Raw genomic sequence first — 15370 nt, 5'->3', positions numbered from 1 at the left:
CCGGATCTTTCCGTCGAAGAACTGATCCAGGTCGCCGACAGTTTAGTTCGTCATAATATTGATGGCGTAATTGCAACTAACACCACTCTCGATCGTTCTCTCGTACAGGGAATGAAAAATTGCGATCAAATGGGTGGGTTGAGCGGTCGTCCGTTACAATTAAAAAGTACAGAAATTATTCGCCAGTTGTCTCAGGAATTAAATGGTCAGTTGCCGATTATTGGCGTTGGCGGTATCGACTCGGTCATCGCCGCGCGTGAGAAAATAGCCGCTGGCGCTACCCTGGTACAGATTTATTCGGGCTTTATTTTTAAAGGTCCACCATTGATTAAAGAAATCGTCAGCAATATCTGAATGCTACCTTAATCACAATCCAGGGCTTTATTTCTAGCCCTGGTTGTTTTATATTCCTTTACTGTTGCTTATTTAAGCATTCTGAGCTTTTATTATTAGGGCAATAAACGAAGCGGCAAAAGGATACTGTCGTAATGGCGATGATTAAGGAAAGGAGAGAAACTGATGCGAATTAAACCCGACGATAACTGGCGCTGGTATTATGATGAAGAGCACGATCGTATGATGCTCGATTTAGCCAATGGTATGTTATTCCGTTCGCGTTTTGCTCGTAAAATGCTCACTCCTGATGCATTTTCTCCTTCCGGATTTTGCGTTGATGACGCCGCGCTTTATTTTTCCTTTGAAGAAAAATGCCGCTACCTGGATTTAGCGAAAGAACAAAAAGCGGAACTGGTGCTCAATGCGCTGGTGGCTATTCGTTATCTTAAGCCGCAGATGCCAAAAAGCTGGCACTTTGTCGCCCACGGCATTAACTGGACGCCAGTGGTAGGGGACGCTGCCTGTGTCGATTTAAGCGATACCGATGAGCAGGTAAACCTGTTAGTGGTTGAACCGGGTGAAAACGCCGCGCTTTGTCTGCTGGCACAACCGGGCGTGGTGATTGCCGGGCGCACCATGCAGCTTGGCGACGCAATTAAAATCATGAATGACAGACTGAAACCGCAGACAATGGTTGACAGTTTCAGCCTTGAGCAGGCGGTTTAACTTTCCAGCCTGATTGCCGTTTTGGGCACACAACTACAGCACAGAATCGTCCCGTCATCTCCCATCGCTGATTTTTTCAGCGGGCTCACTTCGCCTTCTACCAGCCGAATTCGACAGCATCCGCAAATTCCCGCCCGACATGAGTAGGGAACCCGGATACCCTGGTTTTCCAGCTGTTCAAGCAATACCTGCTGATTATTTCCGCGAAAGGTCTGTCCCTGCCACTCGATAAGCACCGTGGCATCGGGTTGTTGCACCGGGGCAGTATCATCGGTTTCTGCCGCGCCATATACTCTGGCCGGACCGGTGGACAGAATTTCAACCTCGTCGCCAACGCGAATCACGCCACTGTTACGCGCAATGAGATTCTGACCGAAATCGACATCGCCGTTATCCGTTGCAGTGCGAAAGCTTTGCAGCGTGGCCAGCGGTTCGCCGGACGGATGCTTCTGACCTTTCTCAGGGCTGACGGTAGTGAAAATGCAGCGGCTACAAGGTTTAGCCACGTCAAAAATAACCTCGCCAATGCGGATCACTTTCCAGGTATCTTCTTCCCAGGCGGCAGCGCCTGAAACCACCAGATTGGGGCGGAACTGTTCCATTTTTACGCTTGCCGGGCAGCGCTGCTGCAAATCGCGCAATGACGCTTCGTTAGTTAAAAGGTAGGGATAACCATCGGCAAAGGACAAAGGAACATCATCGCGGCGCTTCACCCGGCGCGTCAGCTGCGGACCAACCCAGCGAAGCTGTACGTCACGGGAGAAAAAACCGCTCAGCCACTGGTTGATAGCCGCTGGCGCAATACGCGCGGTAAAATGGTTGCCCCACACTTCTGTCGGCGCATCCTGCAGGGCGAAGTCGGCAAATCGCACAAGCGCGCTGCTGCCGTCTGGCGCCGTAAGATGCAATCCATCGTAGAAAGGGGAAGGGGTAAAACGCACCATCTGTGGGAACTGTCGGGCGGTAATGAACGTCCCGTCGGGTTCGGTAATCATAAAAATGCGATCAAAGGCGAGACCACTAACGTCTGCCAGAGCATGGGTAAGCCCAATACCGCGCATTGATTTAACCGGATGAATAAAAAGTCGGGTTAACGTGACCACTGTACAGCCCCTCGAGCGAAAATAAGCCTTCAACTTTATGACATACCGCCCATATTAGCTATAATGCGCAGCAATTTTCTCGGAGTAAAAGTGACATTATGAATTCTCTGTTTGCCAGTACGGCCCGCGGGCTGGAAGAGCTGTTAAAAACTGAACTGGAAAACCTCGGCGCGCTGGAGTGTCAGGTCGTTCAGGGTGGGGTCCATTTTAAGGGCGACACGCGGCTTGTTTACCAGAGCCTGATGTGGAGCCGCCTGGCCTCGCGCATTATCCTGCCGATGGGAGAGTGCAAGGTCTACAGCGATCTTGATCTGTACCTCGGTGTTCAGGCAATCGACTGGACAGAGATATTTAATCCGGGCGCTACATTTGCGGTGCATTTTAGTGGCCTGAACGAAACTATTCGTAATAGCCAGTACGGGGCGCTGAAGGTGAAGGATGCGATTGTCGACGCCTTTACCCGTAAAAATCTGCCGCGTCCGAATGTGGATCGGGAATCTCCGGATCTGCGCATCAACGTGTGGCTGAATAAAGATACCGCCAGTATTGCGCTCGATCTGAGCGGTGATGGCCTGCATCAGCGTGGGTATCGCGATCGCGCAGGTCAGGCGCCGATTAAAGAAACGCTGGCTGCCGCCATTGTGATGCGTTCAGGCTGGCAACCGGGCACGCCGTTACTCGATCCGATGTGTGGCTCCGGTACGCTGCTGATTGAAGCGGCAATGTGGGCAACCGATCGTGCGCCAGGTCTGCACCGTGGATATTGGGGGTTCAGCGGTTGGGCGCAGCACGATGACGCTGTGTGGCAAGAGGTTAAAGCCGAAGCGCAGGTGCGCGCGCGTAAGGGTCTCGCAGACTACACCTCGCACTTCTATGGATCTGACAGCGATGCTCGCGTAATTGAAAAAGCTCGCAGTAACGCCCGTCGCGCCGGAATTGCCGATCTGATGACGTTTGAAGTCAAAGATGTGGCCAAACTGAGCAACCCGTTACCGAAAGGACCGTACGGGACGGTTATCAGCAACCCGCCATACGGCGAACGCCTGGATAGCGAACCGGCGCTGATTGCCTTGCACAGCCTGCTGGGGCGCACAATGAAAAACCAGTTTGGCGGCTGGAATCTGTCCCTGTTTAGCGCCTCGCCGGATTTGCTCAGCAGCCTGCAATTACGTGCCGATAAGCAGTTTAAAGCGAAAAATGGTCCGCTGGATTGCGTACAGAAGAACTATCACGTTGCAGAAACTAGCACCGACAGTAAGCCTGCTACGGTCGCAGAAGATTATGCCAACCGCCTGCGTAAGAATATTAAGAAGCTGGAAAAATGGGCGCGTCAGGAAGGTATTGAATGCTACCGCCTGTACGATGCCGACCTGCCGGAATACAACGTAGCAGTGGACCGTTACGGTGACTGGGTCGTGGTGCAGGAATACGCGCCGCCGAAAACGGTCGATGCGCAGAAAGCGCGTCAACGCCTGTTCGATATCATTGCCGCTACGCTCTCGGTACTGGAGATTGCCCCGAATAAACTGGTGCTGAAAACCCGTGAGCGTCAAAAAGGGAAAAACCAGTATCAGAAGATGAATGAGAAGGGTGAATTCATTGAGGTAAGTGAGTACAACGCGCGTCTGTGGGTGAACCTGACTGACTATCTTGATACCGGTTTGTTCCTCGATCACCGCATTGCGCGTCGCATGCTGGGTCAGATGAGTAAAGGTAAGGATTTCCTTAATCTGTTCTCCTACACCGGCAGCGCCAGCGTTCATGCCGGACTGGGCGGCGCGCGGAGCACCACGACGGTTGATATGTCGCGTACCTACCTGGAATGGGCTGAACGCAACCTGCGTCTTAACGGCCTGAGCGGTCGCGCTCACCGTTTAATTCAGGCCGATTGTCTCGGCTGGCTGCGCGATGCCAATGAACAGTTCGATCTGATATTCATCGATCCGCCAACGTTCTCTAACTCTAAACGCATGGAAGACTCGTTTGATGTGCAGCGCGATCATCTGGCGCTGATGAAAGATCTAAAACGTCTGTTACGTAAAGACGGGACGATCATGTTCTCCAACAACAAACGTGGATTCCGTATGGATCTCGAGGGGGTGGCTGAACTGGGATTAAAAGCACAAGAAATTACCCAAAAAACGCTTTCCCAGGACTTTGCCCGTAACCGTCAGATCCACAATTGCTGGCTGATTACCGCAGCCTGAAAGGATAAGTAAATGTCATTGATCAGTATGCATGGTGCATGGCTGTCGTTCAGCGATGCGCCACTTCTTGATAATGCGGAACTGCATATCGAGGATAACGAACGCGTCTGTCTGGTAGGCCGTAACGGCGCGGGTAAATCGACGCTGATGAAGATCCTGAACCGTGAACAGGGTCTTGACGACGGGCGTATTATTTATGAGCAGGATCTGGTCGTCGCGCGTCTGCAACAGGATCCGCCGCGTAACGTCGAGGGCAGCGTGTATGACTTCGTTGCCGAAGGTATTGAGGAACAGGCTGAATACCTGAAGCGTTACCACGATATTTCGCGCCTGGTAATGACCGATCCGAGCGACAGAAATCTGAATGAGATGGCGCGGGTTCAGGAAATGCTCGATCACCACAATCTGTGGCAGCTCGAAAGTCGCATTAATGAAGTGTTGGCGCAACTGGGGCTGGATCCTAACGCCGCGCTTTCGTCGCTGTCTGGTGGTTGGCTGCGTAAAGCGGCGCTGGGCCGTGCGTTGGTGAGTAATCCGCGCGTACTGCTGCTGGATGAACCGACGAACCACCTGGACATTGAAACAATCGACTGGCTGGAAGGGTTCCTGAAATCCTTCAACGGGACAATTATTTTCATTTCCCACGACCGTTCGTTTATTCGCAATATGGCGACGCGTATTGTCGATCTTGACCGCGGAAAGTTGGTGACCTATCCGGGGAACTACGATCAGTATCTGCTGGAGAAAGAAGAAGCGCTGCGGGTAGAAGAGTTACAAAACGCGGAGTTTGATCGCAAGCTGGCGCAGGAAGAAGTTTGGATCCGCCAGGGTATCAAAGCACGTCGTACCCGTAACGAAGGCCGTGTTCGCGCCCTGAAAGCGATGCGTCGCGAGCGCGGGGAGCGTCGCGAAGTGATGGGCACGGCGAAGATGCAGGTTGAAGAGGCGAGCCGTTCGGGCAAGATTGTCTTCGAAATGGAGAATGTGGATTATCAGGTTGATGGTAAGCAACTGGTAAAAGATTTCTCCGCGCAGGTGCAGCGCAGCGACAAAATTGCGTTAATTGGCCCTAACGGTTGCGGTAAGACGACGCTGCTCAAACTGATGCTAGGCCAACTGCAGGCAGACAGTGGACGCATTCATGTTGGGACCAAGCTGGAAGTGGCTTATTTCGATCAGCACCGTGCTGAACTGGATCCGGATAAAACCGTGATGGACAATCTGGCCGAAGGTAAGCAAGAGGTGATGGTTAACGGTAAACCCCGCCATGTGTTGGGCTACCTGCAGGACTTCCTGTTCCATCCAAAACGGGCGATGACGCCAGTACGCGCGCTCTCCGGCGGAGAACGAAACCGCCTGTTGTTGGCGCGTTTGTTCCTGAAACCCAGTAATCTTTTAATTCTCGATGAACCAACGAACGATCTTGACGTCGAAACGCTGGAACTGCTTGAAGAGCTGATTGACAGCTATCAGGGCACCGTACTGCTGGTGAGCCATGACCGTCAGTTTGTGGATAATACCGTTACGGAATGCTGGATCTTCGAAGGCGGTGGTAAAATTGGTCGTTATGTCGGCGGTTACCATGACGCGCGCAGCCAGCAATCGCAGCATGTGGCGTTTAAACAGCCCGTTGTGAAAAAAACAGAGGAAGCTGTTGCTCCTAAAGCAGAAATTGTCAAACGTGGCACGAGCAAACTAAGCTATAAACTGCAGCGCGAACTGGAGCAGCTCCCCGCATTGCTTGAAGAACTGGAAGCTAAGCTGGAAACATTACAAGCTCAGGTTGCTGACGCCACTTTTTTCAGTCAGCCGCACGAGCAAACGCAACAGGTTTTAGCTAATCTGAACGAAGCGGAACAAGAACTTGAGCAAGCCTTTGAGCGCTGGGAGTATCTTGAATCTTTGAAGAATGGCGCATAATTTAAAGGAGCACATATGTGCGAACATCACCATGCCGCGAAGCATATTTTGTGCTCGCAGTGTGACATGCTGGTGGCGTTACCGCGCCTGGAGCATGGTCAGAAAGCGGCATGTCCACGATGTGGCACTACGTTAACGGTTGAGTGGGACGCGCCAAGGCAGCGTCCTACTGCCTATGTTTTAGCAGCGCTTTTCATGCTGCTTTTATCAAACCTCTTCCCTTTTGTGAATATGAACGTCGCAGGGGTAAGCAGCGAAGTGACGTTGCTGGAAATCCCCAGCGTGCTTTTCTCAGAAGATTACGCCAGCCTCGGCACGTTTTTTTTATTATTTGTCCAGTTGGTTCCCGCGTTTTGTTTACTGACTATTCTGCTGCTGGTGAACCGGGCCGAAATGCCCGGCTGGCTAAAGGCCCGGCTGGCGCGCGTCCTGTTTCAGTTGAAAAGCTGGGGGATGGCGGAAATCTTCCTCGCCGGAGTGCTGGTCAGTTTCGTTAAGCTGATGGCGTATGGTGATATCGGCGTGGGCAGCAGTTTCATCCCATGGTGTTTCTTTTGTGTTCTACAGCTACGGGCGTTCCAGTGCGTTGACCGCCGTTGGCTGTGGGATGATATTGCGCCAATGCCTGTCATTAAGCAGGAATTAAAGCCAGGCGTGCCCGGTATCCGGCAGGGGCTGCGTTCTTGTTCCTGCTGCACCGCGATTCTTCCCGCTGACGAACGGGTGTGCCCACGCTGCGAGACCAAAGGCTACGTGCGTCGTAAAAACAGTTTGCAATGGACGCTGGCGTTATTGTTCACGTCAATCATGCTTTATCTTCCTGCCAACATCCTGCCGATCATGATCACCGATTTGCTCGGATCCAAGTTGCCGTCAACGATTCTTGAAGGCGTAGTTTTGATCTGGAGCGAGGGTTCTTATCCAGTGGCGGCGGTTATCTTTATCGCCAGTATTATGGTGCCGACGTTGAAAATGATTGCCATTGCCTGGCTATGTTGGGATGCCAAGGGGCACGGCAAACGTGACAGTGAACGTATGCACTTGATTTATGAAGTGGTGGAATTTGTCGGTCGCTGGTCAATGATCGACGTTTTTGTGATTGCGGTACTCTCTGCGCTGGTGCGTATGGGGGGGTTAATGAACATTTATCCTGCAATGGGTGCTTTGATGTTTGCTTTAGTCGTCATTATGACAATGTTTTCTGCGATGACATTTGATCCGCGTCTGTCGTGGGACCGTGAACCAGAACCAGATCATGAGGAGTCCTGACAGCATGGAATCTAAAAGTGGGGAAGCCAAAGTGCAGAAGGTGAAAAACTGGTCGCCCGTGTGGATATTCCCAATCGTTACTGCGCTCATTGGCGCGTGGGTCCTGTTTTATCACTACAGCCATCAAGGGCCGGAAGTCACGCTGATTACCACCAATGCCGAAGGGATTGAAGGGGGCAAAACGACAATTAAAAGCCGCAGCGTCGATGTCGGTATCGTCGAGAGCGCCACTCTGACGGATGATTTGACCCATGTGGAGATTAAAGCTCGCCTTAACTCCGGAATGGAAAAGCTGCTGCATAAAGACTCTGTTTTTTGGGTTGTTAAGCCGCAGGTTGGACGTGAAGGTATCAGCGGCCTGGGCACGCTATTGTCCGGGGCATATATTGAACTGCAGCCCGGCAATAAAGGGAATAAGCTAGAAAATTACCAACTACTGGACTCACCGCCGCTGGCACCGCCAGATGCGAAAGGGATCCGCGTGATACTGGACAGTAAAAAAGCCGGGCAGTTAAGCCCGGGCGATCCGGTATTGTTCCGTGGTTATCGCGTGGGTTCGGTTGAGACCAGTACCTTTGATGCGCAAAAACGTACTATCAGTTACCAGCTCTTCATCAATGCGCCTAATGATCGTCTGGTGACCAGCAATGTACGTTTCTGGAAAGACAGCGGGATCGCCGTGGATCTTACCTCTGCAGGTATGCGCGTAGAAATGGGATCGCTCTCCACGCTGTTTGGTGGTGGCGTAAGTTTTGATGTGCCAGAAGGCTTAGAACAAGGTGAACCGGTTGGGCAACAGTCCGCGTTTAATCTTTATGACGATCAAAAAAGTATTCAGGATTCCCTGTATACGGATCATATTGATTACCTGATGTTCTTTAAGGATTCGATTCGTGGTTTGCAGCCAGGCGCACCGCTGGAGTTCCGCGGTATTCGTTTGGGGACGGTAAGTAAAGTACCTTTCTTCTCACCGAATATGCGTCAGGTATTTAACAATGATTATCGTATTCCAGTACTGGTACGTATCGAACCTGAACGCCTGAAAGCACAGCTGGGCGAGGACACTGATGTTGGCGCTCATCTGGAGCAATTGCTCAAACGTGGATTACGCGCATCGCTGAAAACCGGGAACCTGGTGACCGGCGCGCTGTATGTTGATCTCGACTTCTACCCGAAAGAACCGCCGATTACCGGCGTGCGCGAATTTAATGGTTACCAGATTATCCCGACGGTTAGTGGCGGTTTGGCGCAGATCCAGCAACGTCTGATGGAAGCGCTGGATAAGATTAATAATCTGCCGTTGAACCCGATGATTGAGCAGGCGACCAATACGTTGTCAGAAAGCCAGCGTACGATGAAGCATTTGCAAACTACGCTGGATAACATGAATAAGATCACGTCCAGTCAGTCAATGCAGGATCTTCCGGCAGATATGCAAAATACGTTGCGTGAACTTAATCGTAGCATGCAGGGCTTCCAGCCAGGATCTGCCGCCTACAACAAGATGGTGGCGGATATGCAGCGTCTTGATCAGGTACTGCGCGAACTGCAACCAGTACTGAAAACGTTGAACGATAAGAGCAATGCGCTGGTATTTGAAGCGAAGGACAAAAAAGATCCAGAGCCGAAGAGGGCGAAACAATGAAAAAGTGGCTAGTGGTGATGATGGCGGTCTGGCTGACGTCATGCAGCTCCAGCGGAGAAAATAAAAGCTATTATCAGCTTCCTATCGCGCAAGGTGGCGTCCAGAGCTCCGCCAACCAGGGTAACCGTCTGCTGTGGGTTGAGCAGATTGCGGTGCCGGACTATCTGGCGGGTAATGGGGTGGTTTACCAGACCAGCGATGTGCAATATGTGATAGCGAATAACAATCTCTGGGCCAGCCCCTTAGATCAGCAATTGCGCAATACGCTGGTGACGAACCTCAGTATGCAATTACCTGGCTGGGTTGTTGCTTCGCAGCCGCTGGGGAGCACGCAGGATACGTTGAACGTCACTGTAACCGGCTTCCACGGCAGGTACGATGGGAAGGTTATCGTAAGCGGCGAATGGCTACTGAATCACCAGGAACAGTTGATTAAACGCCCATTCCACATCGAAGCTGTGCAGACTAAGGACGGCTACGATGAGATGGTGAAGGTTCTCGCCAACGCCTGGAGCCAGGAAGCGACGGCAATTGCTCAAGAGCTAAAACGCATTCCTTAAGCTTAAATAATTGTAAATTATACCGCCCCTGGTTCGTTGCCCGGGGCGGTTTTTTTTGCGTGAAGATAACTGTTCTGACTGATTATTTTTGTACAAATGATTTTGCGGGTAGCTCACAAATATGACACTGGCGTGAATTTTGCGCATTGACGAGCCTGATGTTTAGGGGTATTCGTTTAGTGTGATTGCACACTTAGTAATCACTGTTTTCTTTTCCACCAGAACTAAAGATGAGGGAAACGAGGCATGAAGAGACAAAAACGAGATCGCCTGGAACGGGCACATCAACGTGGATATCAGGCCGGCATTGCCGGACGCTCAAAAGAAATGTGTCCCTATCAGACGCTGAATCAGAGATCATACTGGCTGGGAGGCTGGCGAGAAGCCATGGGGGATAGGGTTTTAATGGCCTGATTCTGTCTCTTTAGATAAAAGAAACCTCCGCAGAGCGGAGGTTTCGCCTTTTTGCAGACCGGATAAGGCGTTTATGCTGTCATCCGACAACGACGCAATGCCTGATCTCTGCGATTAGAACGCGGAAGTATCCTGGAAGAGGCCTACTTTCAGATCGTTTGCGGTGTAGATTAGACGACCATCAACCAGCACTTCACCATCAGCCAGGCCCATGATCAGGCGACGGTTAACGATGCGTTTGAAGTGAATGCGGTAAGTGACTTTCTTCGCGGTCGGCAGAACCTGACCGGTGAATTTCACTTCGCCTACACCCAGCGCGCGGCCTTTACCTTCGCCGCCCAGCCAGCCGAGATAGAATCCAACTAACTGCCACATGGCATCCAGACCCAGGCAGCCTGGCATTACCGGATCGCCGATGAAGTGGCATCCGAAGAACCACAGGTCCGGGTTGATATCCAGTTCAGCTTCAACATAACCTTTGTCAAAGTTGCCACCGGTTTCGGTCATCTTAATGACACGGTCCATCATCAGCATGCTTGGTGCTGGCAGTTGTGGGCCTTTTGCGCCAAACAGCTCACCGCGACCAGAGGCAAGAAGGTCTTCTTTTGTATAGGATTCGCGTTTATCTACCATGTTCTCTGTAAGCCTTATTTTATTGAAGCACGCAGGATAGCTAACACGTGTACGCTGAACAAGTCCGATCAGTTCGGAATAATCCAGTTCAACCAACGTAGCGGCCATGGAAAACGATGACGGCCTTCCTGCTGCGTTGCTGTCGCAATGCGCTCCTGGATGGTTTGCATCAGCGTTGTCTGGCCTTCGCCATCCCACACCAGATTTAATAACAGCGGCAACGCATCGGTCACGTCGTCCACCGCCCATATAGTGAATTTTTCTTCTTCTATCGCCTGTAGCAGCGCTGGTTGCAGGCTCAGATGCCTGACGTTAGCTGATGGAATGATAACGCCCTGCGTGCCTGTCAGCTCACGCTGCTGACAGATGGCGAAGAAACCTTCAATTTTCTCGTTCAGACCGCCGACAGGTTGCGCCCGACCAAATTGATCGACGGAACCAGTAATGGCGATGCTTTGATTCACAGGGACGTCGGCGAGGGCGCTAATCAATGCGCACAATTCCGCCATCGACGCGCTGTCACCGTCTACTTCGCTGTATGATTGCTCAAAGGTCAGCGAGGCTGAGAAAGGAATTTGCTGTTCCAGCTGGAGTTCAGACATCAGGAACGCCTGCATAATCATCATGCCTTTGGCATGAATATTTCCTCCCAGCTCGGCTTTGCGCTCAATATCCGTGAATTCACCATCGCCAATATGCACCACGCAGCTGATGCGTGATGGTTCCCCAAACGCGCGAGGATGACCCGGAAACTCAATGACCGACAGGGCGTTGATCTGACCAATTCGCTCGCCTTCCGTTTCAATAAGGATTTGCTCTTGCAGGATCTCATCCTGCATACGTTCGGCCAGGAATCCTTCCCGCCATTCGCGCTGCGCCAGCATCAGGCTGAACTGTTCCGCTGTGCAGGTTTCGCTCTCGCATAGCGGGGCCACTTCTTTGAACTGTCGGATGATCCACAAGGGGTTAAGCGGCAACGTATCCTGTTCGCCGGTATAGCGCACCGCTTCGCGGATCAGAACCTGCCAGGCATCAGGCGCGGGGTAGGGCAAATTGTTGCGCGTGGCGGTATGCATTACCCACTGGCACCACTGTGTCATGGTTTCGGCATCGACTATCTGCAGGTTGTCTTCAAATTCGCTGTAAATGGCCTGCTCAGCCAGTTCTGGCTCCATGTCCTGAAAATCCGCCAGTGATTCGCGTTCACCGACTAAAATCACTTTCAGTTTAAGCGGCATAGGCGGAACGGAAACGGGTAATGGGCGAGACTCATCAAAAGCTACCCAGTCAAAACGCTCGTGGCTGACGATGGCTTTCAGGCGCATCCACAGCAGTGGCTGGGCCAGCAGCGTGCGTAATGAGATAACCAACACCCCGCCATTCGCCTGATGTACCAGACCTGGCTGCAGTGTAATGTCGCCATTGAACTGACGCAGACAGCCAAACAGTTGTTCGGCTTCAATCCAGTCAGCGTTGACCACCTGAGTTAACGTCGCAAAATTGTCTTCTGCTTTTTCTGCTGTACGATACCGAATAGTGTGACCAGAGATATCATAATGACCTCCAGTCAGGCGCCCTGCATCCGTGTGCAGTGTACGTGCGGCTGTCGCAATAAGGTTAAGGTATTCAAGCTCTTCTGGCGCTTTTACCAGCATGAACGAGGACGTCGTCCAGTGCTGCAGAAGCTGCTCTAGCGCGAATTGTAAACGTGGCTGAGTATCACTAAGTAAGGTATCGGTGTCGTCAGTGACGTGCGGCTGTGCAAATACTTCCTGATAACTGTCGGTATCAGGAACCAGATCACGCCATGCAAGTTTCGTAATGGTCAAAGTTGATGTTTTTTAGTCTGTTGTTAAAAACGAGATTATACCGTAACCCTCATCACTACACACCTGGAAAGCACTGCGAAACGGTTGTGATGACGCGCGGCAGTTCACAGGCTGGATATTCTTTTCTTCAGTTGCTCAAAAAGCTGATATTCTGATAAGAGTTACACGGTAACATTGAGATCGCAATGAAATATCAACAACTTGAAAATCTTGAAAGCGGCTGGAAGTGGAAGTATCTGGTGAAGAAGCATCGTGAGGGGGAATTAATAACCCGTTACGTGGAGGCCAGCGCTGCCAAAGAAGCCGTTGATTTATTGCTAACCCTCGAAAATGAACCGGTTCGGGTCAATACCTGGATTGAAGAACACATGAACCCTGCGCTACTCAATCGTATGAAACAGACCATACGGGCGAGGCGCAAGCGGCACTTTAATGCTGAGCATCAGCATACGCGAAAGAAATCTATCGATCTGGAGTTTATGGTTTGGCAACGCTTAGCTGGCCTTGCGCAGCGGCGGGGTAAAACGCTTTCTGAAACCATTGTGCAACTGATTGAAGATGCGGAGCATAAAGAGAAGTACGCGAATAAAATGTCGACCTTAAAACAGGATTTACAGGCACTACTCGGAAAAGAGTAGTGGCAGGATGGTTTAATGGGTGACGTAGTAGTGTGCTTTGATTAAAACACAGATGAAAAAAAACCCCGCGATGCGGGGTTTTTTTATAAGACGATAACTTAAGCCTGAGGCTGAGTTACAACGTCTTTGATACCTTTAACTTCGATCTCAACACGACGATCCGGAGCCAGGCAGTCGATCAGTGCAGCGCGAGCTTTCACGTTGTCACAGGTGTTGCCAGTAACCGGGTTAGATTCGCCCATGCCACGTGCAGAGATTTTGTCAGAAGGAATACCTTTAGAGATCAGGTAATCAACAACGGACTGAGCACGTTTCTCAGACAGACCCTGGTTGTAAGCGTCAGAACCGATGCGGTCAGTGAAGCCCAGAACCACTACGGAACCGTCTTTCGGATCCAGGTTGCTCAGCTGGCTGTACATCTGGTCCAGAGCCTGCTGGCCTTCTGGTTTCAGAGTTGCTTTGTTGAAGTTGAACAGAACGTCAGACTTCAGAGTGAAGTGCTTGGTCTGTACTTCTGGAGCCGGAGCCGGAGCAACAACTACTGGAGCTGCTTCTTCCTGCTGGCCGAAACGGTAAGAAACACCAACGCTTAACAGACCGTTATCCGGACGACCGCCAACGGTGTTCGCGTCACCGATGTTGTTGGTCCACTGGTATTCCAGACGGGTAGCGATTTCAGGAGTAATTGCATACTCTACACCACCAGCGAATACTGGGGATACACCAGTGTCGTGGTCTTTGAAGCCTTCGTTGTTTTTAGCGTCTGCACGCCAAACCATACCACCCAGACGGGTATAAACGTCCAGATCGTCAGTGATTGGGTAACCCAGTTTAGCGGTCAGCTGAACGCCCTGAGCTTTGAAAGCGCCGTTTTGATGAGTCTGGTCGGTGTAGCCTTTGTACGGCATACGGCCTAACCAGTCGTAACCCATTTCAAAACCTACGTACGGGTTAACCTGATAACCACCGAACGCACCAGCACCCAGTTGGCTTTCGTGGGTAGGACCGGCGTTGTTGATCTGGTTGTTGCCAACATCATGGTACTGAGACCAGCCCAGTTTAGCACCAGCGTACCAGGTGTTATCTTTCGGAGCGGCCTGCGCCACGGTAGCGAAACCAGCCAGTGCCACTGCAATTGCGATAGCTGTCTTTTTCATTTTTTGCGCCTCGTTATCATCCAAAATTCGCCATGAATATCTCCGAAGAGAGATAACACGGTTAAATCCTTCACCCGGGGACCAGTTCAATAGTTACTCTACCGATATCTGCGGCTTACGCCGAGCACCCCTGGCGATGTAAAGTCTACAACGTAGTTGAAAACTTACAAGTGTGAAGTCCGTCAGGCATATGAAAAAAAAAGGCTTGTATACATAATATTTAACATTTATTGATGACTAAATGCACTGAGGATTTCCTGAAAACCGCTTGAGACAGGCGTTCGGACGAAAAACGCGTTAAAGCTCAAAGGCAAATTGAAGCATGAAAAAAAATTCCAGGATAAATCCTAATTTTACTCAATGATACAAATTCGAGTGAATTTTTAGCCCGGAATGCTGTCTCCCCGCAAGTGACTGTGCGCGAACAGGACGCATGATAAATCCCATAGCATTTCCTACATCAGCCGCTTTTACCAGTTCGGCATGTTCATCTTCCGTCAATTCTTCTGCCAGCCAGCCGATAACGACGCTGTAATTACCTGTGCGCAGCGCTCGAATCATCGATTCCAGCGTATTGCAGGGGGAGAGTTGGCTAATCTGCATTACTTTTGTCAATGGAAGTCCGGCCGACTGCACCCACTCCCGACTTAATTTTTGCTGAGGCGTCAGCCACAGCTGCCAGCGTGATTGCTGCCCTAACTGTTGCAGGAGGGGAAGCAGCAGTAGTTGCGTCATCATGGGCTGGTCCTCGCGATAGACTACTTCACTGATAAGCCCAGCGGTTGCGTTCTCTGATGAAACGCGCGCAATGTTGCTTGATGCGGAAGAGAACGACGAAGAACGATTTGCATAGCCTGAAGTGTACATAATCAATCCAGCCCTGTGAGTTACTGTATGGATATACAGTAACCCTGCTATCAACAAAGATCAACC

General features: G+C 51.1%; 13 protein-coding genes and 1 pseudogene. 9 read left to right on the top strand and 5 right to left on the bottom strand.

Annotation, left to right across the window (positions count from 1 at the left end):
* A pseudogene (locus tag FDW92_RS03570) lies at positions 1-354 on the top strand (quinone-dependent dihydroorotate dehydrogenase); the annotation flags it as partial.
* Between the two features lie 165 nt (positions 355-519).
* Positions 520-1062, top strand: coding sequence for a cell division protein ZapC (gene zapC / locus FDW92_RS03565; protein WP_042314201.1), 543 nt, complete (start codon positions 520-522; stop codon positions 1060-1062).
* On the opposite strand, the gene FDW92_RS03560 is transcribed toward zapC, so the two are convergent.
* Positions 1059-2165 (bottom strand): YcbX family protein, encoded by a 1107-nt coding sequence (locus FDW92_RS03560; protein ID WP_042314199.1) that lies wholly within the window; start codon positions 2163-2165, stop codon positions 1059-1061. The two genes, zapC and FDW92_RS03560, sit on opposite strands and share 4 nt — an antisense overlap.
* Positions 2166-2263: 98 nt before the next feature.
* On the opposite strand from FDW92_RS03560, the gene rlmKL reads away from it, so the two are divergent.
* The 6 genes from rlmKL to rmf all read left to right on the top strand — a co-directional run bounded on the left by rlmKL (position 2264) and on the right by rmf (position 10180).
* Positions 2264-4372 (top strand): bifunctional 23S rRNA (guanine(2069)-N(7))-methyltransferase RlmK/23S rRNA (guanine(2445)-N(2))-methyltransferase RlmL, encoded by a 2109-nt coding sequence (gene rlmKL, locus FDW92_RS03555; RefSeq protein WP_042314198.1) that lies wholly within the window; start codon positions 2264-2266, stop codon positions 4370-4372.
* Positions 4373-4384: 12 nt separating this feature from the next.
* Positions 4385-6292: an ABC transporter ATP-binding protein gene (locus FDW92_RS03550; RefSeq protein ID WP_042314196.1), complete on the top strand. Its 1908-nt coding sequence runs from the start codon at positions 4385-4387 to the stop codon at positions 6290-6292.
* A gap of 15 nt (positions 6293-6307) precedes the next feature.
* Positions 6308-7561 carry a membrane integrity-associated transporter subunit PqiA gene (gene pqiA / locus FDW92_RS03545; RefSeq protein WP_042314195.1) on the top strand — a complete coding sequence of 418 codons (1254 nt, stop codon included), beginning with the start codon at positions 6308-6310 and terminating at the stop codon, positions 7559-7561.
* Positions 7562-7565: 4 nt separating this feature from the next.
* Complete coding sequence (gene pqiB, locus FDW92_RS03540) at positions 7566-9206, top strand: intermembrane transport protein PqiB (RefSeq protein WP_042314193.1); 1641 nt, start codon at positions 7566-7568, stop codon at positions 9204-9206.
* Entirely contained in the window at positions 9203-9766 is a 564-nt protein-coding gene (pqiC, locus tag FDW92_RS03535) for a membrane integrity-associated transporter subunit PqiC (protein ID WP_042314191.1), read from the top strand. Before pqiB ends, pqiC begins: the two co-directional genes overlap by 4 nt.
* 246 nt (positions 9767-10012) lie before the next feature.
* Positions 10013-10180: a ribosome modulation factor gene (gene rmf / locus FDW92_RS03530; RefSeq protein ID WP_003035871.1), complete on the top strand. Its 168-nt coding sequence runs from the start codon at positions 10013-10015 to the stop codon at positions 10178-10180.
* A 114-nt stretch (positions 10181-10294) separates the two neighbouring features.
* Here the strand turns inward: rmf and fabA are convergent, their stop codons facing one another.
* Together fabA and FDW92_RS03520 are read right to left on the bottom strand one after the other, a co-directional pair.
* The gene (gene fabA / locus FDW92_RS03525; RefSeq protein ID WP_003035875.1) at positions 10295-10813 is read right to left on the bottom strand and encodes a bifunctional 3-hydroxydecanoyl-ACP dehydratase/trans-2-decenoyl-ACP isomerase; all 519 of its coding nucleotides are present in this window, start codon (positions 10811-10813) and stop codon (positions 10295-10297) included.
* A 68-nt stretch (positions 10814-10881) separates the two neighbouring features.
* Complete coding sequence (locus tag FDW92_RS03520) at positions 10882-12642, bottom strand: Lon protease family protein (RefSeq protein WP_042314189.1); 1761 nt, start codon at positions 12640-12642, stop codon at positions 10882-10884.
* Between the two features lie 185 nt (positions 12643-12827).
* On the opposite strand from FDW92_RS03520, the gene matP reads away from it, so the two are divergent.
* Positions 12828-13280, top strand: a complete 453-nt coding sequence (gene matP, locus FDW92_RS03515; RefSeq protein WP_042314187.1) for a macrodomain Ter protein MatP — start codon at positions 12828-12830, stop codon at positions 13278-13280.
* 98 nt (positions 13281-13378) lie between these two features.
* Here matP and ompA read toward each other — a convergent pair whose 3' ends face one another.
* The gene (gene ompA / locus FDW92_RS03510) at positions 13379-14437 is read right to left on the bottom strand and encodes a porin OmpA (RefSeq protein WP_042314186.1); all 1059 of its coding nucleotides are present in this window, start codon (positions 14435-14437) and stop codon (positions 13379-13381) included.
* A 357-nt stretch (positions 14438-14794) separates the two neighbouring features.
* Complete coding sequence (gene sulA, locus FDW92_RS03505; protein ID WP_042314183.1) at positions 14795-15304, bottom strand: SOS-induced cell division inhibitor SulA; 510 nt, start codon at positions 15302-15304, stop codon at positions 14795-14797.
* Positions 15305-15370 lie beyond the last annotated feature (66 nt).

The sequence above is a fragment of the Citrobacter sp. wls706 genome, assembly GCF_005281305.1.
Taxonomy (GTDB): domain Bacteria; phylum Pseudomonadota; class Gammaproteobacteria; order Enterobacterales; family Enterobacteriaceae; genus Citrobacter; species Citrobacter werkmanii.
The sequence above is the reverse complement of the archived record's forward strand: the minus strand, read 5'-3'. Positions and strand labels throughout refer to the sequence as shown.

Bases quoted from the DNA above. Each gene is read 5' to 3' on its own strand.
- zapC (WP_042314201.1), top strand. From the start codon at position 520: ATGCGAATTAAACCCGACGATAACTGGCGCTGGTATTATGATGAAGAG.
- rlmKL (WP_042314198.1), top strand. From the start codon at position 2,264: ATGAATTCTCTGTTTGCCAGTACGGCCCGCGGGCTGGAAGAGCTGTTA.
- FDW92_RS03550 (WP_042314196.1), top strand. From the start codon at position 4,385: ATGTCATTGATCAGTATGCATGGTGCATGGCTGTCGTTCAGCGATGCG.
- pqiA (WP_042314195.1), top strand. From the start codon at position 6,308: ATGTGCGAACATCACCATGCCGCGAAGCATATTTTGTGCTCGCAGTGT.
- pqiB (WP_042314193.1), top strand. From the start codon at position 7,566: ATGGAATCTAAAAGTGGGGAAGCCAAAGTGCAGAAGGTGAAAAACTGG.
- pqiC (WP_042314191.1), top strand. From the start codon at position 9,203: ATGAAAAAGTGGCTAGTGGTGATGATGGCGGTCTGGCTGACGTCATGC.
- rmf (WP_003035871.1), top strand. From the start codon at position 10,013: ATGAAGAGACAAAAACGAGATCGCCTGGAACGGGCACATCAACGTGGA.
- fabA (WP_003035875.1), bottom strand. From the start codon at position 10,813: ATGGTAGATAAACGCGAATCCTATACAAAAGAAGACCTTCTTGCCTCT.
- matP (WP_042314187.1), top strand. From the start codon at position 12,828: ATGAAATATCAACAACTTGAAAATCTTGAAAGCGGCTGGAAGTGGAAG.
- ompA (WP_042314186.1), bottom strand. From the start codon at position 14,437: ATGAAAAAGACAGCTATCGCAATTGCAGTGGCACTGGCTGGTTTCGCT.
- sulA (WP_042314183.1), bottom strand. From the start codon at position 15,304: ATGTACACTTCAGGCTATGCAAATCGTTCTTCGTCGTTCTCTTCCGCA.